This is a genomic window from Pseudomonas sp. WJP1, assembly GCF_028471945.1.
Lineage (GTDB): Bacteria > Pseudomonadota > Gammaproteobacteria > Pseudomonadales > Pseudomonadaceae > Aquipseudomonas.
Genome location: NZ_CP110128.1, coordinates 5,779,347 through 5,802,361, shown reverse-complemented (window position 1 = coordinate 5,802,361; position 23,015 = coordinate 5,779,347). Strand labels below are relative to the sequence as shown.

The following is a 23,015-nucleotide window of genomic DNA, read 5'->3' as shown; positions in this document are numbered from 1 at the left end:
ATGTCACTAAATTTCCCGCTGTTGCTGGTCATCGCCGTGTTCGTCTGCGGCCTGTTGGCGTTGCTTGATCTGTTGATCCTGGCGCCGCGTCGGCGTGCTGCCATCGCTTCCTATCAGGGCAGCGTCAGCCAGCCTGACGGGGTGGTGGTCGAGAAGCTGAGCAAGGAACCCTTGCTGGTCGAATACGGCAAGTCGTTCTTCCCGGTGTTGTTCATCGTGCTGGTGCTGCGTTCGTTCCTGGTGGAACCGTTCCAGATCCCTTCCGGCTCGATGAAACCGACCCTGGACGTCGGCGACTTCATCCTGGTGAGCAAGTTTTCCTACGGGATTCGCTTGCCGGTGATCGACAAGAAAGTCATCGAAGTCGGTGAGCCGCAGCGTGGCGATGTGATGGTGTTCCGTTATCCGAGCGATCCGAACGTCAACTACATCAAGCGTGTAGTGGGGCTGCCGGGCGATACGGTGCGGTACACCGCTGACAAGCGTCTGTTCGTCAACGGTGAGTCGATTGCCGAAAAGCTGGTCGGCTCCGAGCCGGGCACGCTGGGCAGCGCCGAGCTCTACAAGGAAAAACTCGGTGTCGCCGAGCACCTGATCCGCAAGGAAATGAGCCGTTACCGCGCAGCGCCGGACCGTACATGGACCGTGCCCGCCGGGCACTACTTCATGATGGGCGACAACCGCGACAACTCCAACGACAGTCGCTATTGGGATGATCCAGCCATTCCCAAGGATCTGCTGGGCATGGTTCCCGACAAGAATATCGTCGGCAAGGCCTTCGCGGTCTGGATGAGCTGGCCGGAACCCAAACTCAGTCACCTGCCGAATTTCTCGCGGGTTGGCCTGATCCAGTAATCAGACACGGCGCTGTTGAACACAGCGCCGAATGCATTTCTGGAGTCGGCACAATCGGCGACAGAGGCATGAAAACAACGATATTCAGGACGTTATTTTTGAACACAGCGTTAATTGTCCCAAGCCTGCGCCAATTCCCGGCGATGGCGGTGGAATCCAACCACGAACTCAGCGTGGGTAAACCGTGAGCGTCTCCTTAAGCCGTCTCGAGCGTCAGCTCGGCTACACCTTCAAGGACCAGGAACTGATGGTCCTGGCCCTGACTCACCGCAGTTTTGCCGGGCGTAACAACGAACGCCTGGAATTCCTCGGTGATGCCATCCTCAACTTCGTTGCCGGCGAGGCGTTGTTCGATCGCTTCCCGCTGGCCCGCGAAGGCCAGCTGTCGCGTTTGCGCGCACGCCTGGTCAAAGGTGAGACCCTGGCCGTACTGGCCCGTGGTTTCGATCTGGGCGAATACCTGCGCCTGGGCTCCGGTGAACTGAAAAGCGGCGGTTTCCGTCGCGAGTCGATTCTGGCCGATGCCCTGGAGGCACTGATTGGCGCGATCTACCTGGACGCCGGCATGGAAGTGGCGCGCGAGCGCGTGCTGGCCTGGCTGGCTGGGGAGTTCGAAGGCCTGACGCTGGTCGACACCAACAAAGATCCAAAAACCCGCCTGCAGGAATTCCTGCAGTCCCGTGGTTGCGAGCTGCCGCGTTACGAAGTGGTGGATATCCAGGGTGAACCGCATTGCCGGACGTTCTTCGTCGAATGTGAAATCACCCTTCTGAATGAAAAAAGCCGAGGTCAGGGTGTGAGCCGTCGTATTGCCGAACAGGTAGCGGCCGCCGCAGCACTGATTGCCCTGGGTGTGGAGAATGGCAATGACTGATACAAACGCAACGCGCTGTGGCTATGTTGCCATCGTCGGCCGTCCGAACGTGGGCAAGTCCACGCTGCTCAACCACATCCTCGGCCAGAAGCTGGCGATCACCTCGCGCAAGCCGCAAACCACCCGTCACAACATGCTCGGCATCAAGACCGAGGGTGATGTGCAGGCGATCTACGTCGATACGCCCGGTATGCACAAGGGCGGCGAAAAGGCCTTGAACCGCTACATGAACAAGACCGCTTCGGCGGCGTTGAAAGACGTCGACGTGGTGATCTTCGTGGTCGACCGTACCAAGTGGACCGACGAAGACCAGATGGTCCTCGAGCGCGTGCAATACGTGACCGGTCCGCTGATCGTGGCGCTGAACAAGACCGATCGTATCGAGGACAAGGCCGAGCTGATGCCGCACCTGAGTTGGTTGCAGGAGCAGCTGCCGAACGCACAGATCATCCCGATTTCCGCGCAGCACGGGCACAACCTCGACGCGCTGGAGCGGGTGATCGCCGACCATTTGCCGGAAAACGATCACTTCTTCCCGGAAGACCAGATCACCGACCGCAGCAGCCGTTTCCTCGCCGCCGAGCTGGTACGCGAGAAAATCATGCGCCAGATGGGCGCCGAGCTGCCGTACCAGATCACCGTCGAAATCGAAGAGTTCAAGCAGCAGGGCAAGACCCTGCATATCCATGCCTTGATTCTCGTCGAGCGTGATGGCCAGAAGAAGATCATCATTGGCGACAAGGGCGAGCGTATCAAGCGCATCGGCACTGAAGCGCGCAAGGACATGGAGCTGTTGTTCGACTCCAAGATCATGCTCAACCTGTGGGTCAAGGTGAAGGGCGGCTGGTCCGACGACGAGCGCGCCTTGCGTTCGCTGGGTTACGGCGACCTGTAAACCTGAGTCCAGGTGATAAAACTGTGGGAGCGAGCCTGCTCGCGATAGCGGTCTGTCAGTCAACAGATTTGTTGAATGTTAGTCCCTCATCGCGAGCAGGCTCGCTCCCACAGTGGTTTTGGGTGGTCAGTAAAATCGCGATCCATCATTGAGAGCTCCATGTCCCAACCCATCCCGCAACCCGCCTACGTCCTGCATTCCCGAGCCTACCGCGAAAACAGCGCCCTGGTGGACTTCCTCACGCCCCAAGGTCGGCTGCGGGCGGTATTGCGCAGTGCGCGGGGCAAGGCCGGGACGCTGGCGCGGCCGTTCGTGCCGCTGGAGGTCGAGTTTCGCGGGCGTAGCGAACTGAAGAATGTCGGGCGCATGGAGAGTGCCGGCATCGCCACCTGGCTCAACGGCGAGGCACTGTTCAGCGGTCTTTACCTCAACGAGCTGCTGATTCGCCTGCTGCCCGCTGAAGACCCTTTCCCTTCGGTGTTCGATCACTATGCCGCGACCTTGCTCGCCCTGGCCGAGGGTCGGGCGCTGGAGCCGTTGCTGCGTTCGTTCGAATGGCGCTTGCTGGATGATCTGGGCTACGGCTTTTCATTGACGGCCGATATCCACGACGAACCCATTGCACCAGACGGTCTTTACCGTCTGCAGGTGGATGCGGGACTGGAGCGGGTCTATCTGCTGCAGCCCGGGTTGTTCAACGGCGCCGAACTGCTGGCCATGGCTGAAGCCGACTGGAGTGCACCGGGTGCGTTGTCCGCGGCCAAGCGTTTGATGCGCCAGGCACTGGCCGTTCATTTGGGCGGTCGTCCCCTGGTCAGTCGCGAGCTGTTTCGCAAGCCGTAGTCTCCCCGTATGCTGTGCACCGAACTTTTTCTTATTCTGGAGCGCTTCCGTGACCACCAGCACCCGCATTCTTCTTGGCGTGAACATCGACCACGTTGCCACCCTGCGTCAGGCCCGGGGCACTCGCTACCCGGACCCGGTCAAGGCAGCACTGGATGCGGAAGAGGCGGGTGCGGACGGCATCACCGTGCACCTGCGCGAAGACCGCCGACACATCCAGGAGCGCGACGTGCTGGTGCTCAAGGACGTGCTGCAAACCCGCATGAACTTCGAAATGGGCATCACCGAGGAAATGATGCAGTTCGCCGAACGCATCCGCCCGGCGCACATCTGCCTCGTGCCGGAAACCCGTCAGGAACTGACGACCGAAGGTGGACTGGACGTGGCAGGGCAGGAGGCGCGGATCAAGGCCGCCGTGGAGCGCCTGTCGAAGATCGGCTCTGAAGTGTCGCTGTTCATCGATGCCGACGAACGGCAGATCGAAGCCTCACGCCGTGTGGGTGCACCGGCCATCGAATTGCACACCGGTCGTTATGCCGATGCCGAGACACCGACCGAAGTGGCTGAAGAGCTCAAGCGCGTCGCCGACGGCGTAGCGTTCGGCCTGGCGCAAGGCCTGATCGTCAATGCCGGCCACGGTCTGCACTATCACAACGTCGAGGCGGTGGCCGCGATCAAGGGCATCAACGAACTGAACATCGGCCACGCGCTGGTGGCCCATGCGTTGTTCGTGGGCTTCAAGTCGGCTGTTTCGGAGATGAAGGCGCTGATTCTGGCGGCTGCCGCCAAGGCCTAAGATCCAATACAAAACCCTGTAGGAGTGAGCCTGCTCGCGATAGCGGAGTGTCAGCCAACAGAAATGTTGAATGATGAACCGCTATCGCGAGCAGGCTCGCTCCCACATTTGATGGGTGGTGGCGATTAGAGCGGGGCCGGTTCCTGGGTCGGTTTGGACTTGTCGATCCCCGGCACATGCAATTTGCCCTCGGCCACCTGTTCGCCTTCAAGCTGTGGCTGCGTTACCCAGGTCAGGATGTCGTAATAGCGACGAATGTTCGCCACGAAATGCACCGGCTCGCCGCCACGGGCGTAGCCGTAACGGGTTTTGCTGTACCACTTCTTCTCGGACAGGCGCGGCAGGATTTTTTTTACGTCCAGCCATTTGTCCGGATTCAAGCCTTCCTTGGCCGCCAGCTTGCGGGCGTCGTCAAGGTGACCGCTGCCGACGTTGTAGGCGGCCAGGGCAAACCAGGTGCGATCTGGTTCCTGGATCGACTCGTCCAGCTGATCCTTCATGTAGGCCAGGTACTTGGCGCCACCCATGATGCTCTGCTTGGGATCGAGGCGGTTGGACACGCCCATGGCTTGCGCGGTGTTCTGGGTCAGCATCATCAGGCCGCGCACGCCGGTCTTGGACGTCACTGCGGGCTGCCATAACGATTCCTGATAACCGACTGCCGCCAGCAGACGCCAGTCGACTTTCTCTTTCTTGGCATACGCCTTGAAGTGCTGCTCGTACTTGGGCAGGCGTTGCTGCAGGTGCTGCGCGAACGTGGTGGCGCCCATGTAGCCGAGTACGTCGACGTGCCCGTAGTAGCGGTCCTTCAAGCGTTGCAGGGTGCCGTTTTTCTTGACCTTGTCGAGGTACTCGTTGATCTCGTTGAGCAGGCTGTTGTCGTCACCGGCCGCCACCGCCCAGCTCTGGTTGCTGGCGTCACCCAGGTCGAAGGCGACCCGGATGTTGGTGAAGTACACCTGGTTCATCGCCACTTCATTGGAGTCGACCAGGGTCAGATCGATCTGACCTTCGTCGACCATGCGCAGGAGATCAACGACCTCGACCGCGTCGGATTCTTCGTATTCGATGCCGGGAAACTTCTGTTTCAGCTGTGCGAGCTGCTCGGCATGGGTGCTGCCCTTGAGCACCATGATCTTCTTGCCGACCAGGTCCTTCGCATCGGTAGGGCGCGACTTGCCGTTGCGGTAGATGATCTGCGGAGTGACTTCCAGGTAGGGGTGGGAAAACCGCACCTGCTTCTTGCGTGCTTCGCTGCTGACCAGGCCGGCGGCCGCCAGCACCGGGCCATTGGGCTTGCCCACCTGGTTGAACAGGTCGTCGAGGTTGTCGGCCGTCTCGATCTTGAGCTCGACCCCCAGATCGTCGGCGAAGCGCTTCACCAGCTCGTATTCGAAGCCGGTTTCACCGTTGCGATCCTGAAAGTAGGTGGCGGGGCTGTTACGGGTAACCACCCGCAGCACACCATCCTCCTTTACGCGCTCCAGTGTGTTGGGTTTATCAACACAGCCACTGAGCATCAGGAAGAGTCCGGTTGCGATCAGCCATTTGGCGTACCGCGGACGCAAAGCCGTTGGGGAAAACATTTGCGCAGTATACGCAAAGGACCACGAGCGCCATATCTCGACAGTGATGGGGGAGTCTGCTAGCAATCAAAAAAAGGGCTGAAACACCGTAGGAATGGGCCTTTTCTGCATTTTGATACAGTAAAAATAACCTGCCGTTACACGCCCGGTTAACCTGACTTTCGAATCAGAAACACAGATCGGCACTCGAGTGCAACCGTGCGTAGCGTTTCGGGTGCTGTCGCGGGCTGTTTAGGCTAGAATGCACGGCCTCAAAGCACACCCCTTCCCGAGGCTGTCCCGAAGATGTTGATCCTGCGCGGCGCTCCTGCCCTTTCTGCCTTTCGCCACAGCAAGCTCCTTGAGCAACTGAGCCAGAAGGTCCCGGCTGTCAGTGGCCTGTATGCTGAATTCGCTCACTTCGCCGAAGTTACCGGCGTCCTGACCGGCGACGAACAGCAGGTGCTTGCGCGCCTTCTGAAGTACGGTCCAAGCGTTCCTGTCCAGGAGCCTACCGGTCGTCTGTTCCTGGTGCTGCCGCGTTTCGGCACCATCTCGCCGTGGTCGAGCAAGGCCAGCGACATCGCTCGCAACTGCGGCCTTACCAAGATCCAGCGCCTGGAACGCGGCATTGCGTTCTACGTTGCCGGCCAGTTCAGCGATGCTGACGCCCAGCTGATCGCCGATGCACTGCACGATCGCATGACCCAGATCGTCCTGGGCAACCTGGAACAGGCCGCCGGCCTGTTCAGCCACGCCGAGCCAAAACCCCTGACCGCGATCGACGTGTTAGGTGGCGGCCGCGCCGCGCTGGAAAAAGCCAACACCGAGCTGGGCCTGGCCCTGGCCGAAGACGAGATCGACTACCTGGTCAACGCCTTCGTTGGCTTGAAGCGCAACCCGCACGACATCGAATTGATGATGTTCGCCCAGGCGAACTCCGAGCACTGCCGCCACAAGATCTTCAACGCCAGCTGGGACATCGATGGCGAGAGCCAGGAAAAAAGCCTGTTCGGCATGATCAAGAACACCTACGTGATGCACAGCGAAGGTGTCCTGTCGGCTTACAAGGACAACGCTTCGGTGATCGTCGGCTCCGTGGCCGGGCGTTTCTTCCCGGACCCTGAAACCCGCCAGTACGGCGCGGTGCAGGAGCCGGTGCACATCCTGATGAAAGTCGAGACCCACAACCACCCGACCGCGATCGCCCCGTTCCCGGGCGCATCCACCGGTTCCGGTGGCGAGATCCGCGACGAAGGCGCGACCGGTCGTGGTGCCAAGCCAAAAGCCGGCCTGACCGGTTTCACCGTGTCCAACCTGCAGATCCCGGGCTTCGAACAGCCGTGGGAAGTGCCGTACGGCAAGCCGGAGCGCATCGTCACCGCGCTGGACATCATGATCGAAGGCCCGCTGGGCGGCGCTGCGTTCAACAACGAATTCGGTCGTCCGGCCCTGACCGGCTACTTCCGTACCTTCGAGCAATCGATCACCACCCCGCACGGTGACGAAGTTCGCGGTTACCACAAGCCGATCATGCTGGCCGGCGGCATGGGCAACATCCGTGAAGAGCACGTCAAGAAAGGCGAGATCCTGGTCGGCTCCAAGCTGATCGTGCTTGGCGGCCCGGCAATGCTGATCGGCCTGGGCGGCGGCGCCGCTTCCTCCATGGCCACCGGCACCAGCTCGGCAGACCTGGACTTCGCCTCCGTACAGCGTGAAAACCCTGAAATGGAGCGCCGTTGCCAGGAAGTCATCGACCGTTGCTGGCAGCTGGGCGACAAGAACCCGATCAGCTTCATCCACGACGTGGGTGCCGGTGGCCTGTCCAACGCCTTCCCGGAACTGGTCAACGACGGCGACCGCGGTGGCCGTTTCGAACTGCGCAACATTCCAAACGACGAGCCGGGCATGGCCCCGCACGAAATCTGGAGTAACGAATCCCAGGAACGCTACGTACTGGCAGTCGGCCCGGCCGATTTCGAGCGCTTCAAGGCGATCTGCGAACGCGAGCGTTGCCCGTTTGCCGTCGTCGGCGAAGCCACGGCCGAGCCGCAGCTGACCGTCACCGACAGCCACTTCGGCAACAGCCCGGTGGACATGCCGCTCGAAGTGCTGCTGGGCAAAGCCCCGCGCATGCACCGTTCGGTGGTCCGTGAAAACGAGCTGGGCGACGATTTCGATCCGTCGACCCTGGACATCGCCAACTGCGTCGAGCGCGTCCTGCATCACCCGGCCGTGGCGAGCAAGAGCTTCCTGATCACCATCGGCGACCGCACCATCACCGGCCTCGTGGCACGTGACCAGATGGTCGGCCCGTGGCAGGTTCCGGTGGCCGACGTTGCCGTTACCGCCACCAGCTTCGACGTCTACACCGGTGAAGCCATGGCCATGGGCGAGCGTACTCCGCTGGCGCTGCTGGACGCTCCGGCGTCGGGCCGCATGGCCATCGGTGAAACCCTGACCAACATCGCGGCTTCGCGCATCGGCAAGATCTCCGACATCAAGTTGTCGGCGAACTGGATGTCCGCTGCCGGTCACCCGGGTGAAGACGCGCGTCTGTACGACACCGTGAAAGCGGTCGGCATGGAGTTGTGCCCTGAGCTGGGCATCACCATTCCGGTGGGCAAGGACTCGATGTCCATGGCCACGCGCTGGAACGATGACGGCGTGGACAAGGCCGTGACTTCGCCAATGTCCCTGATCGTGACCGGTTTTGCGCCAGTGACTGACATCCGTCAGACCCTGACCCCGCAACTGCGCATGGACAAGGGCACCACCGACCTGATCCTGATCGACCTGGGCCGTGGCCAGAACCGCATGGGCGCCTCGATCCTGGCACAGGTTCACGGCAAGCTCGGCAAGCAGGCTCCGGACGTCGACGACGCCGAAGACCTGAAAGCGTTCTTCGCGGTGATCCAGGGCCTCAACGCCGACGGCCACCTGCTGGCCTACCACGACCGTTCCGACGGTGGTCTGTTGACCAGCGTGGTGGAAATGGCCTTCGCCGGTCATTGCGGCCTGAGCCTGAACCTCGACGGCCTGGCGGAAACGTCTGCTGACATCGCCGCGATCCTGTTCAACGAAGAACTGGGCGCCGTGATCCAGGTTCGTCAGGATGCAACCCCGGACATCCTCGCGCAGTTCAGCGCTGCCGGCCTGGGCGAGTGCGTGTCGGTGATCGGTCAGCCGATCAACAACGGCCAGATCGACATCACCTTCAACGGTGACACCGTGTTCGAAGGCCAGCGTCGTCTGCTGCAGCGCCAGTGGGCCGAGACCAGCTACCAGATCCAGCGTCTGCGTGACAACGCCGACTGCGCCGATCAGGAATTCGACGTGCTCCTGGAAGAAGACAACCCGGGCCTGAGCGTCAAGCTCAGCTACGACGTCAACCAGGACATCGCCGCGCCTTACATCAAGAAAGGCATCCGCCCACAGGTTGCCGTGCTGCGTGAGCAGGGCGTCAACGGTCAGGTGGAAATGGCGGCTGCGTTCGACCGCGCCGGCTTCAACGCGATCGACGTGCACATGAGCGACATCCTGGCCGGTCGCGTCGACCTGAACGAGTTCAAGGGCCTGGTTGCCTGCGGCGGCTTCTCCTACGGTGACGTACTGGGCGCCGGTGAAGGCTGGGCTAAGTCGGCGCTGTTCAACAGCCGCGCCCGCGATGCGTTCCAGGGCTTCTTCGAACGTAACGACAGCTTCACCCTGGGTGTATGCAACGGTTGCCAGATGATGTCCAACCTGCACGAGCTGATCCCGGGCAGCGAGTTCTGGCCGCACTTCGTGCGTAACCGTTCCGAGCAGTTCGAAGCCCGTGTGGCCATGGTGCAGATCCAGGAGTCGAACTCGATCTTCCTGCAAGGCATGGCCGGTTCGCGCATGCCGATCGCCATCGCCCACGGTGAAGGCCATGCCGAGTTCGCCAGCGAAGAGGCATTGCTGGAAGCCGATCTGTCCGGTTGCGTGGCGATGCGTTTCGTCGACAACCACGGCAAGGTCACCGAAAGCTACCCGGCCAACCCGAACGGCTCGCCGCGCGGGATCACCGGTTTGACCAGCCGTGACGGTCGCGTGACCATCATGATGCCGCACCCGGAGCGTGTGTTCCGCGCCGTGCAGAACTCGTGGCGCTCGGAAGACTGGAACGAAGACGCACCTTGGATGCGTATGTTCCGTAACGCTCGCGTTTGGGTGAACTAAGAGCCGTGTACAAGCTCAGCTTTTTTGTTCCCGACAGTCATGTCGATGGGGTCAAGAGTGCCGTATTCGCCGCTGGTGGCGGACGGATCGGCGCTTACGACCACTGTTCATGGCAAGTGCTGGGGCTTGGTCAGTTTCGCCCTCTGGACGGTAGCCAGCCGTTCATTGGCGAGGAAGGGCAGGTCGAGCAGGTCGAGGAATGGAAGGTTGAACTTGTGGTGGCCGATGAGTTGATCCGCTCGGTGGTGGCGGCTTTGAAACAAAGTCACCCCTATGAGACACCGGCTTATGAGGTGTGGCGACTGGAGGATTTTTGATCCTTTGATTACCGCCCTGAAAACCCGCTGATTCGTCAGCGGGTTTTTTTATGATCTTCATTTCTCGAACCGAAAAAAACCCGGCATGAAAGCCGGGTTTTTTTCAGGAGCGTCGAGCTTAAGCGGTGAAGGTTTTGCCTTCGAACTGCTCAGCCACGAACTTCCAGTTAACCAGGTTCCAGAACGCTTCAACGTACTTCGGACGCAGGTTGCGGTAGTCGATGTAGTAAGCGTGTTCCCAGACGTCGCAGGTCAGCAGCGGAGTGTCGCCGTTGGTCAGCGGGTTGCCGGCGCCGATGGTGCTGGCCAGGGCCAGGGAACCGTCAGCCTTTTTCACCAGCCAGCCCCAACCGGAACCGAAGGTGCCGATGGAAGTCTTGCTGAACTCTTCCTTGAACTTGTCGAACGAACCGAAAGCGGCGTTGATGGCTTCAGCCAGCGCGCCGGTTGGTTGACCGCCGGCGTTTGGCGCCAGGCAGTTCCAGTAGAAAGTGTGGTTCCACACTTGAGCGGCGTTGTTGAAGATGCCGCCCGAGGAAGTCTTGACGATTTCTTCCAGGGTCTTGCCTTCGAACTCGGTGCCAGGCACCAGGTTGTTCAGGTTCACGACATAGGTGTTGTGGTGCTTGTCGTGGTGAAATTCCAGGGTTTCCTTGGAAATGTGCGGCTGCAGGGCATCGTGTGCGTACGGCAGCGGCGGCAATTCGAAAGCCATTATGATTCTCCTAATCAGGTCAGTTGCGGTGAGCGCAAGGCCGATCACGGGCGGCCAGACAAGCGCCGGGGAGTTTGTACTCTTTGCGGCGCATCGGATCGGATCATAGCACCGGGGGTGCGGCATAACCACGCAACATCTGTGTGGAATAGAGGTTCCAGAGCCTTTTGGAATAAATCAGCCAGCGCTGATCAACTGTAATGCTACGGCGAACATCATCACCGCCACCAACAGGTCAAGAATCCGCCAGGTGCTCGGCCGGGCCAGCCACGGCGCCAACCATGCCGCGCCGAGCGCCAGGGTGAAAAACCACAACAATGAGGCACTCGCTGCGCCCACCACATAAGCGCCGGGCTCTGTCTGTTGGGCGCCGAGGGAGCCGATCAGCAAAACGGTGTCCAGATAGACATGCGGATTAAGCAGCGTCACCGCCAGCGCACTGAGCATCACCGCGCGCAGCGAACGAACGGTCTGGCTTTCACCCTGTTGCAGGCTCTGTCTGGAGCAGGCCCGACGCAACGCCTGACTGCCATACCACACCAGAAACGCCGCGCCACCCCAACGGGCGATGGCCAATAGGGTGGGGTTCTGTGCCAGCACGGTCGCCAGGCCAAATACTCCGGCAGCTACCAGCAAGGCATCGCAGGCCACGCAGAGTGCCGCCACCGGCAAGTGATGTTCGCGGCGCAGGCTTTGCGCCAGTACAAAGGCATTCTGCGTGCCGATCGCCATGATCAGGCCGAAGGCCACCAGCAGGCCGTTGATATAGCTTTGCCACATGTTTTTTACTCCGCGTTGGCTGCCAGGTTGCGCAGCACCTGCAGGGCGCGCTCGGCGTCGGCCTGGCCGACAAACAAATGGTCGTGGTAGTAACCGGCGATCACATTGCAGCTGATGCCGGCCTGGCCCAGGGCCGTGGCGAACGCCGCGGTGAGACCGACCGCCTCAAGGGCCGAATGCACATTCAGGGTGATCCACGCGGCGACATAGTCGAAGCTCAAGCCCGCCTGCTCGGCGCGGGAGCGTTCGACAATCACGGTCAGGCCTTCCTGCTCGCGAAAGCTGCCGACGATTTCCAGGCCCGCGGGCAATTGGCCGTCGGCCAGGGTGCAGAACACGTATTCGCCGGCATTGAGTTGCGGGCTCATGCTGCGCAGCAGCGTTGCCAATGAAGTTTCGCCAGCCATGGGGGGATCCTTGTGCAAGAGTTCGTGCTGGCCATTCTCCGGTAGGAACATGTATAAGAAAAACCAATATTGCTGATCGCTCATTAGGAAAACTGATGTTCGACTATAAATTGCTCTCTGCCTTGGCCGCGGTCGTCGAGCAGGCAGGTTTCGAGCGGGCAGCCCAGGTGTTGGGTTTGTCACAATCGGCCATTTCCCAACGCATCAAATTGCTCGAGGCGCGGGTCGGCCAACCGGTGTTGGTGCGGGGCACGCGGCCGTCGCCGACCGAGCTCGGCCGGCGTCTGCTCAACCACGTGCAGCAGGTGCGTCTGCTTGAGCGGGATTTGCAGACGCTGGTGCCGGCGCTGGACGAAGAGGGCCTGCCGGAACGCCTGCGGATCGCCCTGAATGCCGACAGCCTGGCGACCTGGTGGGCCCAGGCCGTGGGGGATTTTTGTGCGCAGCAACACCTGTTGATGGATCTGGTGGTCGAAGACCAGACCGTCGGCCTCAAGCGCATGCGCGCAGGCGAAGTCGCGGCGTGCCTGTGTGCCAGCGAGCGCCCGGTAGCCGGTGCGCGCAGCGTATTGCTCGGGGCGATGCGTTACCGGGCGTTGGCCAGCCCGGCCTTCATTGCCCGGCACTTTCCTCGAGGCGTGCGCGCCGATCAGTTGGCCCGGACCCCGGCGCTAGTGTTCGGCCCGGACGACTTCCTGCAGCATCGCTACCTCGCATCCCTCGGCGTCGATGGCGGTTTCGTACACCACCTGTGCCCATCGTCCGAAGGCTTTATCCGCCTCACCGAAGCTGGGCTTGGCTGGGGCCTGGTGCCGGAACTGCAGGTGCGCGAACAACTGGAGCGCGGCATTTTGCTGGAGCTTTTGCCAGATAAACCGATCGACGTGCCGCTGTACTGGCATCATTGGCGCAATGGCGGTCAGTTGCTGGGGTTGCTGACCGAGCAATTGGTACAGGCGTCCAGGCAATGGTTGGTGCCGTTGGACTGACGGGCAGCGTCAAGACCTCACGCAATACGCAAAAAACGAAATATTCGGAGCACTACATGAAGATTCTGGTCACCGGCGCAAGCGGCTTCATTGGCGGGCGCTTTGCGCGTTTCGCCCTGGAGCAGGGCCTGGACGTGCGGGTCAACGGTCGCCGGGCCGAAAGTGTGGAGCATCTGGTGCGCCGTGGCGCCGAGTTCATCCAGGGCGACTTGAACGACCCGCTGCTGGCACGCGACCTGTGTTCCGGGGTCGAGGCCGTAGTGCATTGCGCCGGTGCCGTTGGCCTGTGGGGGCGTTATCAGGACTTCCACCTGGGCAACGTCCAGGTCACCGAGAATGTGGTCGAAGCCTGCCTGAAACAGCGGGTGCGGCGCCTGGTGCACCTGTCGTCGCCATCGATCTATTTCGATGGCCGCGATCACCTGGGGCTGACCGAAGAGCAGGTGCCAAAACGCTTCAAGCACCCGTACGCCGCGACCAAGTACCTGGCCGAGCAAAAAGTCTTCGGCGCCCAGGAATTTGGCCTCGAAACCCTGGCGCTACGCCCGCGTTTCGTGACCGGGGCAGGTGACATGAGCATCTTTCCGCGCTTGCTCAACATGCAGCGCAAGGGGCGCCTGGCGATCATCGGCAACGGTTTGAACAAGGTCGACTTCACCAGTGTGCACAACCTCAATGAAGCGTTGCTCAGCAGTTTGCTGGCCAGCGGTTCAGCCTTGGGCAAGGTGTACAACATCAGCAACGGAGCGCCGATCCCGTTGTGGGACGTGGTCAATTACGTCATGCGCAAAATGGAAGTCCCACAAGTGACGCGCTACCGTTCCTACGGCCTGGGCTACACCGTCGCGGCGCTCAATGAGGGGTTTTGCAAGTTGTGGCCGGGACGTCCCGAGCCGACCCTGTCGCGACTGGGCATGCAGGTCATGAAGAAAAATTTCACCCTGGATATCAGTCGCGCCCGGCATTATCTGGACTACGACCCCAAGGTCAGTCTCTGGACGGCGCTCGATGAGTTTTGCGCCTGGTGGAAGGCTCAGGACATTCGCTGACACCGGGTTCACTGAACCGAGGTTCGGGTTCAGGGTCAATGGTTGCGGCCATGGGGGTATACTGCGCCGCATCAAGCCATCACCGCGTTTCACAAAGGTTGAGTCAATGTCCATGCGTAACGATGCCAACGATGACTTCGACGATGTACCGAGCCTGCGTGCAGACATCCTCGATGACGATGATTTCCCGAAGAGCACTCGCACCACCGTGCATTCGCGTACACCGCCCGTGGTCAAGGTCAAGGCGGCAAGCACCGGCCCGTTGTGGGCACTGGTCGGCGCCTTGTTCTTTGCCTTCGCGGGCCTTGCCTGGTGGAGCTTCCAGCAGATTTCGCTGATGGAGCAACAGCTGGTGGCAACCCAGGAAAGCTTTGCGCGAATCAGTGAAGAAGCGGCGGGGCGCCTGCAGGATATTTCCGGCAAGGTGGTCGCCAGCCAGACCAATGTCAGCACCGACAGCGAGGCGCTGAAGCTGCAAATCCGCCAGCTGCAAAGCCAGTTGCAGGACCAGGGCAAGCAACAGCAGGGCGTCGCCGGCCAGGCCTCGGACCTGGACAAGCGCCTGGCGCAGATGACCGCGCAAACCAGTGAGCTGGACAAGCGCCTGGCCCAGATTGCCGCACAGGACACCGAGCAGCAGAAGGCCAATGCGCAGGTGCAGGAGCAGGTCAAAGCCTTGGGCACTGAACTGACCACGCTGAAAAATACCCCGGCGGACACCGAGAAATTCGACGCGCAACTGAAGAGCCTGGGCGCTGACATCACGGCGCTGAAGAAACAGGGCAATCCGAACGCCGCCATCGACCGCCTGGAACAGGACATCGTCGTCCTCAAGAGCCAGCAGGACAACCGTCCCGGCGCCCCTCAAGGCGCAAGCACCGCTGAGTTCGATGCCTTTCGTAGCCAGGTCACCCGGACCATCAACAGCTTGCAAGCGCAGATCCAGAACCTGCAACAGCAGCTGCGCACTCGCCAATAAGCCCTGCCTCATTCCCGGTTCGCCGGGAATGATCCCCTTGTGCACCTCGATTCGCTGAATGTCCCTGCATGCGCCATTGCCGTCTACGCTCCTTCAAACATCTAAAGGAACGAGGGACGCGCCATGGGAGTTGTGCACAAGTTGGCCTGGCTGTGCGGCATGCTGCTGATGTGCCTGGGCCAGGTTCAGGCTGCCGGAACCGAAAAGGCTGACAGCCAGGCCGCCATCGCCTTGCTGGAAAAAGCCCTGGCCTACTATCACGACAATGGCGACAAGGCCTTCGCCGCCTTCAGCCGCCAGGGTGAGTTCGTCGACCAGGACCGGTATGTCTTCGTGGTCGATACCAAGGGTGTAATGCTCGCCAGCGGCGGGCCATCGGCGGCGCTGATTGGCCGGGATGTGTCGGATGTGCTCGGGCCTGATCTGCAAAAAGCTTTCAAGGATGCGCTGAAAGTGCCCGAGGGCAACGGCATCCAGCAGGCGGAGTACCGTTGGCAAAACTGGTCTGACGGCAAGGTAGAGCGCAAGCATGTCTACTACCAGCGTGTCGGTCAGCGAATCCTCGCAGTCGGCTACTACCTGCCGCGGGCTTCGGCGGAACAGGCCATGGCCTTGCTGAACAAGGCAGCGACGGACCTGGCCAAGGACGAGAAGGGCACCCTGAAAGCGATCAACTCCCTGAAGGGTGGCTACCTGCAGGATGATCTGTATGTATTCGTCGTCGACCTCGATACCCGGCGCTACGTCGCCCACGGCACCAACTTGCGGTTGATCAACACCGATTTCAGCAAGATCACTGATCCGGATGGAAAGCCGGTAGGGGAGCCGATGCTGGCGCTGATCGCGCAACAGGATTACGGCGAGTATGAGTACCGCTGGAAAAACCCGGTGACCGGGAAGGTCGAGAACAAGCATGCCTACCTGAAAAAGGTCGGGCATTTCCTGGTGGCTGTGGGGTATTACAGCCCTTGAGATCACAGACCTGTAGGAGCGAGGCTTGCCCGCGAACCAGGCGCCGCAGTGTATCTGATGTACCGCGTAATCGTTCTTCGCCGGCAAGCCTGGCTCCTACAAGTCTCGGTCTTCGCGTCCGCGCAACAGCATATTCGGCATGGCGATCGCCGCTGCCAGCCCCAGCAGCGACACCGCCGCACTCACCATCAGCAAATGCCTGAACGTCAGCAGCAGTTCCGCGCGCAAGACATCCTGCGCATCCCCCGGCGCGGCGTTCAGGCCGTCCAGCAATACATTCCCCGAGTGACCTTCGGCCATCAGCGAAGAGCCGGCCAGATGGGCGAAGCTCGAATCCTGCAACAACGCCAGCAACAGCGCCGACATCAACGCCACGCCCACCGCACCGCCCAATGAGCGGAACAGGTTGGTGGTGCTGGTGGCAACGCCGATGTCACGCTGTTGCACCGAGTTCTGCGTGCCGACCAGGGAGGTCGGAAACTGCATGCCCGAGGCGATTCCGCACAACAGCATGAACAGGCTGCTCAGCAAAAAGGCCTGGGGCGGGCTGAACGCCATGCCGAGGATCGACAAGGGCATGAGCACGGCGCCAGTCAGGATCATCGGTTTGTAGCGCCCGGTCACGGAGGTACGGCGGCCGGCGAAATACGCACCGATCGGCAAGCCCATGGCCAGGGGCAGCAGGTGCAGGGCGGCGCTGTCCGCACCGGCACCGGTGACACTCTGGAATCGCAGGGGCATCAGCACGATCAACGAGATGGCCTGGAAGCTGGTGAAGAAAATCGTGCACCAGCACAGGATTGCATTGCGGTTGGCAAACAGGTGCATCGGTAGCAAGGGTTCCGACGTCCGTCGTTCATGCAGCACGAACAGGCCCAGCACTGCTGCCGCACAAGCCAGCAACCCCAATACCTCGGCACTGCGCCAGGAATGGCCCTGGCCGAACTGGGTGATGCCCAGCAACAGGGCCGTCAGCCCGATGATCATCAACAGGGTACCGAGGTAATCGATCACCGGCTTGCGTTGCGGAACCGGCAAGCCCACCAGCGTGCGATTGGCCACCAGCCACGCCCCCAGCCCCAGCGGCAGGTTGATCAGGAAGACCCAGCGCCAGGACAGGTATTCGGTCATGTACCCGCCCAGCACCGGGCCGGCGACGCTGGCCACCGCATACATGCTGCTGAAGTAGCCCTGGTAACGGCCGCGCTCGCGGGGCGGCACGATATCGCCGATGATCGCCTGGCTGACCGAGATCATGCCACCGGCACCTATCCCCTGGAGAATGCGCGCCAGCACCAGCTGCTCCATGCTCTGGGCCATGCCGCAGAACAGCGACGCCAGGGTGAACAGGCCCATGCCGAACAGCATCAATTTGCGTCGGCCATACAGGTCGCCCAATTTGCCGTAGATCGGCACGGCCACCGTCATCGCCACCATGTAGCCGGAAATCACCCAGGCCAGCAGGCTGACGTCCTTGAACTGCGCGGAAATGGCCGGCATCGACACGGCCACGATGGTCTGGTCCAGCGCACCGAGGAAAATCGCCAGCATCAGCGCGATCAGCACGCTGCGGATGGCCGGTTTGGGCAATTCAGGCTGGTGGAGATTGGTCACGGGTAAACCTGCGGCAGTGGTGGACCCGCCAGAGGCAAGGCGAGCGGATGCTCGCCAGTTTAAGTCGGTAGGAAGCTATTCGATAGCCTCATATGGAAGGCTTGGCAAATCATCTGCAAACCTTCGACCTGACGAGCGGCCATCAGGTCGCGGGTGACTTCGGTCTGGCCGTCAATCATCACCGTTTTGCCACTGGCCAGCGCTTGCAGATCGCAGGCGATCAAGGCCGGAAAATGGTTTTTATGCAGTGAAAGCTTGCATTTTTCCCTTGCGGGCCGGTCAATTGAAGGTGAAAACTGAGCGGATAGCTGTACATTCTGCCAATCGGTGCGATTATCGCCCGTCGTCCATTCCGAAACCTGGATTGAAGTGATGAACAAGCCTGACCTGCCTTCGATTCCGGTGTTCAAGCTCTACGGTGAAAGCCTGGATTGGCCGACCCCGGACTTGCTGCACTGTGAAACCATTTCCAACCGTAGTCGCGAACATCAATGGGAAATCAAACCCCACCGCCACGCCGATTTATGTCAGTTGCTCTTCGTTTTCAAAGGTCAGGCAGAGCTTGAAATCGAAGGTAAACGTACGCAACTGACCGAGCCGGCGATCCAGATCCTGCCGCCGCTGTCAGTGCATGGCTTCCGGTTCAGCGAAGATGTCGAGGGGTTCGTGGTCACGCTCGCGGCACCGCTGATCGCGCATCTTCAGGCGCAGCTGGGGCATTCGGTGAATGCCCTGGCCCAGGCCGAGAGCTACCCGGCGGGCCTGGACGCCGAGTACCTCAATAGTCTGTTCAGCGCGTTACAGAGCGAATATACCGGCCACCAACCGGCGCGTGAAATGCTCATGCATTCGCTGGTCAGCGTGATCATGGTGTGGGTCAGCCGCCAGGTGATCCAGCGCCGCTCAGTCGGTCAACGACCGCAGCGGGCGCGGGAATACCTCAATGGCTACATCCAGTTGGTGGAAGAAACCTATCGCCAGCACGTCAAGGTTGAAGACCTGGCTCATCGGCTGGGGATTTCGGTCTCCCATCTCAATGGCACCTGCCGTGAGCTGGCGGGCCAACCGGCGTTGCAGATCATGCACGAACGGCAGTTGCTGGAAGCCAAGCGCCTGCTGACCTATACCAGCATGACCATCTATGAAATGTCCGATGTGTTGGGGTTCTCTGATCCGACCAACTTCACGCGGCTGTTTCGGCGCCGCGTGGGCATCTCGCCAAAGGCGTTCCGCGACCGCTTGAAGGCCGATCAGGACAACGAGGCCTGACCCGTTCGTTACCGCAGGGCGTTAAGGGTCGCGTTGTGCGGAATGCAGCGTTCGAAATTGCAGCTGGCGGATTCCCGGGGCAAGTTGCGCAGCTGCTCGACGCGCCAGGCGGCAGCGCCATACAGCCCGAGCGTCACCGCGCAGGTGATGAAAATGGCGAGGTACCTTCTTGTTTTGATGTTCATGGCGTAGACCTCTGAACGAATACCCTTCGGTACTACCTTGAGCATAGAACAAGATCAGGTCTTTAAAGGCCAACATCCCACGCCGGTTCTTCGGGAAACCTCACCACCAGAAAATCCAGCAGGCAGCGCAGCGCCGATGGCATGTGTTTGCGTGAGGCGTACACCGCGTACACGTTCATCTGCCGGGGTTCGGCCTGGGGCAGCAGGCGCACCAGTTCGCCGCTGTGGATATGCACACCCGCCTGATAAGTCGGCAACATCGCCACCCCGGCGCCGGCCAGGGTGGCGCGCAGCAATGTGCTGGCTTCGTTGGCGCTGATGTTGCCTTGCACCGGCACCGACACCTGCTCGCCGTCCTGTTCGAAATGCCAGAGGCTTTTGCCGAAATAGGAGTGGGTCAGGCAGTTGTGCTGGCTCAGGTCTTCGACCCGCCGGGGCATCGGGTGCTCGCGCAGGTAAGCGGGGGAGGCGCAGATCACTGAACGGCAGACGGTCAGTCGCCGGGCGATCAGGTTCGGGTCCAGGTCATTGCTGGTGCGAATGGCCAGGTCGATGCGCTCATCCACCAGGTTCACCGTGCGGTCAAGCATCTGCATGTCGACGCTGACACCCGGGTAGCGCTTGACGAATGCCGCCATGGCACCAGCCAGTTGCGCCTGTCCGAACGAGGTGCTGACGCTGATTCGCAGCAGGCCGCGGGGTGCATCCTCCGGCACGCTGACGGCCGCTTGCATGTCCGTGGACAAGTCGAGCATCTGCCGGCAGCGGGGCAGCATTTCGCTGCCGGCGGCGGTCAGGCTCAACTTGCGCGTGGTGCGGTGCATCAGGCGTGCGCCGACCCAGTTTTCCAGTTCCGCCAGATACCGCGAAACCACCGGCCGTGACAGCTCCAGGTGATCGGCGGCGGCTGACTGGCTGCCGAGATCGACCACCGTGACGAACACCCGCATAGCGTGTAGACGATCCATGATTTGACCGATTTCAGAAACAAACTATGTTCGATCATCGCATTTTTTGTACTGAAGCTGGCAACTAAGCTCTGTTCCCATATCGGCCAAGCCTGGCCCGCGAACCACGGAGCAACAGATGATCGGTTTCACCACACTCAAACGCGTTTTGCTGGCGACCACCGCCCTCGGTTTCGCCGCCCACGCGGCCGCGTCGACATTGACGCTGGATGTCTACAACCCCGGCGATAAAGCGATATTTCCGGTGACCTCGGTACTGGTCAGCGGCGAGAAAGAGGCGATCCTGGTGGACGCCCAGTTCGGCAAGTCCCAGGCCGCGCAAGTGGTGGAAAAAATTCGCGCCAGCGGCAAGCAACTGACCACCATCTACATCAGCCACGGCGACCCGGATTACTACTTCGGCCTCGATACCCTGACGGCTGCTTTTCCCAAGGCCAAAGTGCTCGCTTCACAGCCGACCGTCGATCACATCAAGCACACCGTCGACGGCAAGCTGGCGTTTTGGGGACCGAAGCTGGGGGCTGACGCACCCGCCAAAACCATCGTGCCGCAGGTGCTTAAAGGCGACAGCCTGATGCTCGAAGGGCAGAAACTGCAGGTGATCGGCCTTGAGGGCAGGCAACCGGATCGCAGCTTCGTGTGGATTCCGTCGATCAAGGCCGTGGTGGGTGGTGTGGTCGTGGCGGAAAACATCCACGTGTGGATGGCCGACACCCAGACCGCGCAGTCCCATGCCGATTGGTTGGCTACGCTGCATTCGATCGAAACCCTGAAGCCGAACACCGTCGTGCCGGGGCATTACCTCGGCGAGACTGGTCGCTCCCTGGCCGCCGTGCAGTTCACCGCCGATTACATCAAGGCCTTCGACGAAGAAACCGCCAAGGCCAAAGATTCGGTGGCACTGATCGCGGCGATGAAAAAACGCTACCCGGCACTGGGTGAGGAAAGCTCGTTGGAGCTAAGCGCCAAGGTCGCCAAGGGCGAGATGAAGTGGTAACCCGCAGTTCCTGATGGTGATCGTTCCCACGCAGAGCGTGGGAACGATCATTCGAGTACACCCAATCCAACTGGAGAACGCTATGAGCAAAATCGCAATCATCGGTGCCACCGGTCGTGCCGGTAGCCAACTGTTGGAAGAAGCCCTGCGTCGTGGTCACAGCGTTACCGCCATTGCCCGTGACACCTCAAGGATCGGCGCGCGTGAAAGTGTGGTGAGCAAGGCTGTCGATGCGCTGGATGCCGCCGCGCTGCAGGCGGCAATCGCCGGGCATGACGTGGTGATCAGCGCGGCGCATTTCGCGACCCTGCCTGCCAGTGCCGTCATCGGTCCGGTGAAACAGGCCGGGGTCAAACGCCTGCTGGTGGTGGGCGGTGCCGGTTCTCTGTTGTTGCCGGACGGTACCCGGGTGATCGATAGCGCAGGCTTCCCGGCGGAGTACAAGGCAGAGGCGGGTGCGGGTGCCGAGTTCCTGGAAAACCTGCGTCAGGAAAAGGATCTGGACTGGACCTTCCTGTCGCCATCGGCGGAGTTTGTCGAAGGTGAGCGTACCGGGACTTTCCGGGTCGGCAAGGATGATTTGCTGGTGAGCAGCGCGGGGCGCAGCTGGATCACGTTCGCTGACTATGCGATTGCGATGCTAGATGAAATCGAAGCGCCGAAGCACTCTCGCCAGCGGTTTACCGTCGGATACTCAGCTCATTGACCCCTGTAGGAGCGAGCCTGCTCGCGATGGTCGTTAACGATGACGAGGGCTACCTGATTCAACGCGGTGCCCCTACCTCCATCGCGAGCAGGCTCGCTCCCACAGGTTTCGATTATCGCGATTGCGCCTGCTCCACCAACCACCCCATCAACTCGCGCAACTTCGCCGAAGGCGCAGGCTTCTCCGGGAAAACCAGGTAATACGCCAGCCCGGTTTTCACCTTCAATTCAAAGGGCATGACCAGCCTCCCGGCACTCAGGTCATCGCCGATCAACGACCAGTCACCGATCGCCACGCCTGTGCCTTGGGAGGCCATCGACATGGCCAGGTCCAGGGTTTCGAAATGCTGGCCCTTGCTCACATTGCTCAGGCGAATATCCGCAGTGGCCAGCCAGGCCTTCCAGTCCCGTTCATCCCGGGTCGGGTGCAAGAGCATGTGCTGCTCCAGATCTTCCGGTGACTGGAGCGGCACCGAACCTTCGAGCAACGGCTTGGAGCACACCGGCGTCAGTTGCTCATCGAAGAGTTTTTGCGACACCAGCAAGCCGTCCGGCGGTGCGCCATACATCACTGCCGCATCGAACTGTTCACGATGAAAATCCACGCCGTGCTTGACCGTCGTGGTGAGCTCCACCGGCACGTCCGGGCGTTCCCTTTGCCATTGCAAGAGGCGTGGCAGCAACCAGCGCATGACGCAGGTCGGCGCCTTGAGCTGCAGGGTTTCGCGCTTCTCGCCGATCTGCTCCACCGCCTCGTCGATCAGGCCGAAAATCTGCTGGACCCGTGGCAGCCATTCCCGACCTTCGGCGGTCAGGTCCAGGCCTCTAGCCTGACGGATGAACAATTCATAACCCAGGAAATCTTCCAGCCCGGCGATCTGCCGACTCACCGCGCCCTGGGTGATAAACAGCTGTTCGGCAGCACGGGTGAAATTGCAGCACTGCGCGGTAATCAGGAATGTGTGCAGCGCCGGCAGGGGAGGCAGTCGTTTCATTGGGATCCAAGGTATGACGTGAGGACATGGCTAGTATGACTTT

Annotated in this window: 23 protein-coding genes; 14 read left to right on the top strand and 9 right to left on the bottom strand. The window is 61.0% G+C overall.

Going from position 1 to position 23,015, the window contains the following annotated elements; genetic code table 11:
- From lepB to pdxJ, 5 genes are all read left to right on the top strand, one after another.
- Positions 1 to 855 carry a signal peptidase I gene (gene lepB, locus OH720_RS26070; protein ID WP_008056599.1) on the top strand — a complete coding sequence of 285 codons (855 nt, stop codon included), beginning with the start codon at positions 1 to 3 and terminating at the stop codon, positions 853 to 855.
- Positions 856 to 1,039: 184 nt separating this feature from the next.
- On the top strand, positions 1,040 to 1,729 hold the full coding sequence (gene rnc, locus OH720_RS26065; protein WP_008056598.1) for a ribonuclease III: 690 nt from the start codon (positions 1,040 to 1,042) through the stop codon (positions 1,727 to 1,729).
- Positions 1,722 to 2,624, top strand: coding sequence for a GTPase Era (era, locus tag OH720_RS26060; RefSeq protein WP_008056597.1), 903 nt, complete (start codon positions 1,722 to 1,724; stop codon positions 2,622 to 2,624). The genes rnc and era overlap by 8 nt, the downstream gene beginning before the upstream one ends.
- 159 nt (positions 2,625 to 2,783) lie before the next feature.
- Positions 2,784 to 3,467: a DNA repair protein RecO gene (gene recO / locus OH720_RS26055; protein WP_272603418.1), complete on the top strand. Its 684-nt coding sequence runs from the start codon at positions 2,784 to 2,786 to the stop codon at positions 3,465 to 3,467.
- Positions 3,468 to 3,516: 49 nt separating this feature from the next.
- Positions 3,517 to 4,263, top strand: a complete 747-nt coding sequence (pdxJ, locus tag OH720_RS26050; RefSeq protein WP_007973957.1) for a pyridoxine 5'-phosphate synthase — start codon at positions 3,517 to 3,519, stop codon at positions 4,261 to 4,263.
- A gap of 125 nt (positions 4,264 to 4,388) precedes the next feature.
- On the opposite strand, the gene mltF is transcribed toward pdxJ, so the two are convergent.
- The gene (gene mltF, locus OH720_RS26045) at positions 4,389 to 5,849 is read right to left on the bottom strand and encodes a membrane-bound lytic murein transglycosylase MltF (RefSeq protein WP_272603417.1); all 1,461 of its coding nucleotides are present in this window, start codon (positions 5,847 to 5,849) and stop codon (positions 4,389 to 4,391) included.
- A 285-nt stretch (positions 5,850 to 6,134) separates the two neighbouring features.
- On the opposite strand from mltF, the gene purL reads away from it, so the two are divergent.
- A complete protein-coding gene (gene purL / locus OH720_RS26040; protein ID WP_272603416.1) occupies positions 6,135 to 10,031 on the top strand; it encodes a phosphoribosylformylglycinamidine synthase in 3,897 nt (1,298 codons plus the stop codon).
- A gap of 5 nt (positions 10,032 to 10,036) precedes the next feature.
- Complete coding sequence (cutA, locus tag OH720_RS26035) at positions 10,037 to 10,348, top strand: divalent cation tolerance protein CutA (RefSeq protein WP_272603415.1); 312 nt, start codon at positions 10,037 to 10,039, stop codon at positions 10,346 to 10,348.
- Between the two features lie 118 nt (positions 10,349 to 10,466).
- Here the strand turns inward: cutA and OH720_RS26030 are convergent, their stop codons facing one another.
- The 3 genes from OH720_RS26030 to OH720_RS26020 form a co-directional block, all read right to left on the bottom strand.
- The gene (locus tag OH720_RS26030; RefSeq protein WP_008022038.1) at positions 10,467 to 11,063 is read right to left on the bottom strand and encodes a superoxide dismutase; all 597 of its coding nucleotides are present in this window, start codon (positions 11,061 to 11,063) and stop codon (positions 10,467 to 10,469) included.
- 177 nt (positions 11,064 to 11,240) lie between these two features.
- Entirely contained in the window at positions 11,241 to 11,843 is a 603-nt protein-coding gene (locus OH720_RS26025) for a LysE/ArgO family amino acid transporter (RefSeq protein ID WP_008061886.1), read from the bottom strand.
- Positions 11,844 to 11,848: 5 nt separating this feature from the next.
- Positions 11,849 to 12,250 carry an ACT domain-containing protein gene (locus OH720_RS26020; RefSeq protein ID WP_272603414.1) on the bottom strand — a complete coding sequence of 134 codons (402 nt, stop codon included), beginning with the start codon at positions 12,248 to 12,250 and terminating at the stop codon, positions 11,849 to 11,851.
- A 95-nt stretch (positions 12,251 to 12,345) separates the two neighbouring features.
- Between OH720_RS26020 and OH720_RS26015 the strand changes: the two genes are divergently transcribed.
- From OH720_RS26015 to OH720_RS26000, 4 genes are all read left to right on the top strand, one after another.
- Positions 12,346 to 13,239, top strand: a complete 894-nt coding sequence (locus tag OH720_RS26015; RefSeq protein ID WP_272603413.1) for a LysR family transcriptional regulator ArgP — start codon at positions 12,346 to 12,348, stop codon at positions 13,237 to 13,239.
- A 56-nt stretch (positions 13,240 to 13,295) separates the two neighbouring features.
- Positions 13,296 to 14,288 carry an NAD-dependent epimerase/dehydratase family protein gene (locus OH720_RS26010; RefSeq protein ID WP_272603412.1) on the top strand — a complete coding sequence of 331 codons (993 nt, stop codon included), beginning with the start codon at positions 13,296 to 13,298 and terminating at the stop codon, positions 14,286 to 14,288.
- Between the two features lie 106 nt (positions 14,289 to 14,394).
- Positions 14,395 to 15,267 carry a hypothetical protein gene (locus OH720_RS26005; RefSeq protein ID WP_008061898.1) on the top strand — a complete coding sequence of 291 codons (873 nt, stop codon included), beginning with the start codon at positions 14,395 to 14,397 and terminating at the stop codon, positions 15,265 to 15,267.
- Between the two features lie 123 nt (positions 15,268 to 15,390).
- Positions 15,391 to 16,239 (top strand): cache domain-containing protein, encoded by an 849-nt coding sequence (locus tag OH720_RS26000; RefSeq protein ID WP_180205226.1) that lies wholly within the window; start codon positions 15,391 to 15,393, stop codon positions 16,237 to 16,239.
- A gap of 96 nt (positions 16,240 to 16,335) precedes the next feature.
- Here the strand turns inward: OH720_RS26000 and OH720_RS25995 are convergent, their stop codons facing one another.
- Together OH720_RS25995 and OH720_RS25990 are read right to left on the bottom strand one after the other, a co-directional pair.
- Entirely contained in the window at positions 16,336 to 17,853 is a 1,518-nt protein-coding gene (locus OH720_RS25995) for an MDR family MFS transporter (protein ID WP_272603411.1), read from the bottom strand.
- 59 nt (positions 17,854 to 17,912) lie between these two features.
- Positions 17,913 to 18,233: a hypothetical protein gene (locus tag OH720_RS25990; protein ID WP_272606547.1), complete on the bottom strand. Its 321-nt coding sequence runs from the start codon at positions 18,231 to 18,233 to the stop codon at positions 17,913 to 17,915.
- On the opposite strand from OH720_RS25990, the gene OH720_RS25985 reads away from it, so the two are divergent.
- Positions 18,226 to 19,122, top strand: coding sequence for a helix-turn-helix domain-containing protein (locus tag OH720_RS25985; protein ID WP_272603410.1), 897 nt, complete (start codon positions 18,226 to 18,228; stop codon positions 19,120 to 19,122). The genes OH720_RS25990 and OH720_RS25985 overlap by 8 nt on opposite strands.
- 8 nt (positions 19,123 to 19,130) lie before the next feature.
- Here the strand turns inward: OH720_RS25985 and OH720_RS25980 are convergent, their stop codons facing one another.
- The gene (locus tag OH720_RS25980; protein ID WP_008061905.1) at positions 19,131 to 19,307 is read right to left on the bottom strand and encodes a hypothetical protein; all 177 of its coding nucleotides are present in this window, start codon (positions 19,305 to 19,307) and stop codon (positions 19,131 to 19,133) included.
- Between the two features lie 62 nt (positions 19,308 to 19,369).
- Positions 19,370 to 20,275, bottom strand: coding sequence for a LysR family transcriptional regulator (locus OH720_RS25975; protein ID WP_272603409.1), 906 nt, complete (start codon positions 20,273 to 20,275; stop codon positions 19,370 to 19,372).
- Between the two features lie 118 nt (positions 20,276 to 20,393).
- Between OH720_RS25975 and OH720_RS25970 the strand changes: the two genes are divergently transcribed.
- Positions 20,394 to 21,272: an MBL fold metallo-hydrolase gene (locus OH720_RS25970; protein ID WP_272603408.1), complete on the top strand. Its 879-nt coding sequence runs from the start codon at positions 20,394 to 20,396 to the stop codon at positions 21,270 to 21,272.
- An 82-nt stretch (positions 21,273 to 21,354) separates the two neighbouring features.
- Positions 21,355 to 21,978 (top strand): NAD(P)-dependent oxidoreductase, encoded by a 624-nt coding sequence (locus OH720_RS25965; RefSeq protein WP_272603407.1) that lies wholly within the window; start codon positions 21,355 to 21,357, stop codon positions 21,976 to 21,978.
- A 112-nt stretch (positions 21,979 to 22,090) separates the two neighbouring features.
- On the opposite strand, the gene OH720_RS25960 is transcribed toward OH720_RS25965, so the two are convergent.
- Positions 22,091 to 22,972 carry a LysR substrate-binding domain-containing protein gene (locus tag OH720_RS25960; protein WP_272603406.1) on the bottom strand — a complete coding sequence of 294 codons (882 nt, stop codon included), beginning with the start codon at positions 22,970 to 22,972 and terminating at the stop codon, positions 22,091 to 22,093.
- Between the last annotated feature and the right edge of the window lie 43 nt (positions 22,973 to 23,015).

Excerpts from the sequence above, each read along its gene's own strand:
- mltF (WP_272603417.1), bottom strand. The coding sequence starts at position 5,849 with ATGTTTTCCCCAACGGCTTTGCGTCCGCGGTACGCCAAATGGCTGATC.
- OH720_RS26015 (WP_272603413.1), top strand. The coding sequence starts at position 12,346 with ATGTTCGACTATAAATTGCTCTCTGCCTTGGCCGCGGTCGTCGAGCAG.
- recO (WP_272603418.1), top strand. The coding sequence starts at position 2,784 with ATGTCCCAACCCATCCCGCAACCCGCCTACGTCCTGCATTCCCGAGCC.
- OH720_RS25975 (WP_272603409.1), bottom strand. The coding sequence starts at position 20,275 with ATGGATCGTCTACACGCTATGCGGGTGTTCGTCACGGTGGTCGATCTC.
- era (WP_008056597.1), top strand. The coding sequence starts at position 1,722 with ATGACTGATACAAACGCAACGCGCTGTGGCTATGTTGCCATCGTCGGC.
- OH720_RS26000 (WP_180205226.1), top strand. The coding sequence starts at position 15,391 with ATGGGAGTTGTGCACAAGTTGGCCTGGCTGTGCGGCATGCTGCTGATG.
- OH720_RS26030 (WP_008022038.1), bottom strand. The coding sequence starts at position 11,063 with ATGGCTTTCGAATTGCCGCCGCTGCCGTACGCACACGATGCCCTGCAG.
- lepB (WP_008056599.1), top strand. The coding sequence starts at position 1 with ATGTCACTAAATTTCCCGCTGTTGCTGGTCATCGCCGTGTTCGTCTGC.
- OH720_RS25970 (WP_272603408.1), top strand. The coding sequence starts at position 20,394 with ATGATCGGTTTCACCACACTCAAACGCGTTTTGCTGGCGACCACCGCC.
- purL (WP_272603416.1), top strand. The coding sequence starts at position 6,135 with ATGTTGATCCTGCGCGGCGCTCCTGCCCTTTCTGCCTTTCGCCACAGC.
- OH720_RS25960 (WP_272603406.1), bottom strand. The coding sequence starts at position 22,972 with ATGAAACGACTGCCTCCCCTGCCGGCGCTGCACACATTCCTGATTACC.
- OH720_RS26020 (WP_272603414.1), bottom strand. The coding sequence starts at position 12,250 with ATGGCTGGCGAAACTTCATTGGCAACGCTGCTGCGCAGCATGAGCCCG.
- OH720_RS25965 (WP_272603407.1), top strand. The coding sequence starts at position 21,355 with ATGAGCAAAATCGCAATCATCGGTGCCACCGGTCGTGCCGGTAGCCAA.
- OH720_RS25985 (WP_272603410.1), top strand. The coding sequence starts at position 18,226 with ATGAACAAGCCTGACCTGCCTTCGATTCCGGTGTTCAAGCTCTACGGT.
- OH720_RS26010 (WP_272603412.1), top strand. The coding sequence starts at position 13,296 with ATGAAGATTCTGGTCACCGGCGCAAGCGGCTTCATTGGCGGGCGCTTT.
- OH720_RS25980 (WP_008061905.1), bottom strand. The coding sequence starts at position 19,307 with ATGAACATCAAAACAAGAAGGTACCTCGCCATTTTCATCACCTGCGCG.
- OH720_RS26005 (WP_008061898.1), top strand. The coding sequence starts at position 14,395 with ATGTCCATGCGTAACGATGCCAACGATGACTTCGACGATGTACCGAGC.
- OH720_RS26025 (WP_008061886.1), bottom strand. The coding sequence starts at position 11,843 with ATGTGGCAAAGCTATATCAACGGCCTGCTGGTGGCCTTCGGCCTGATC.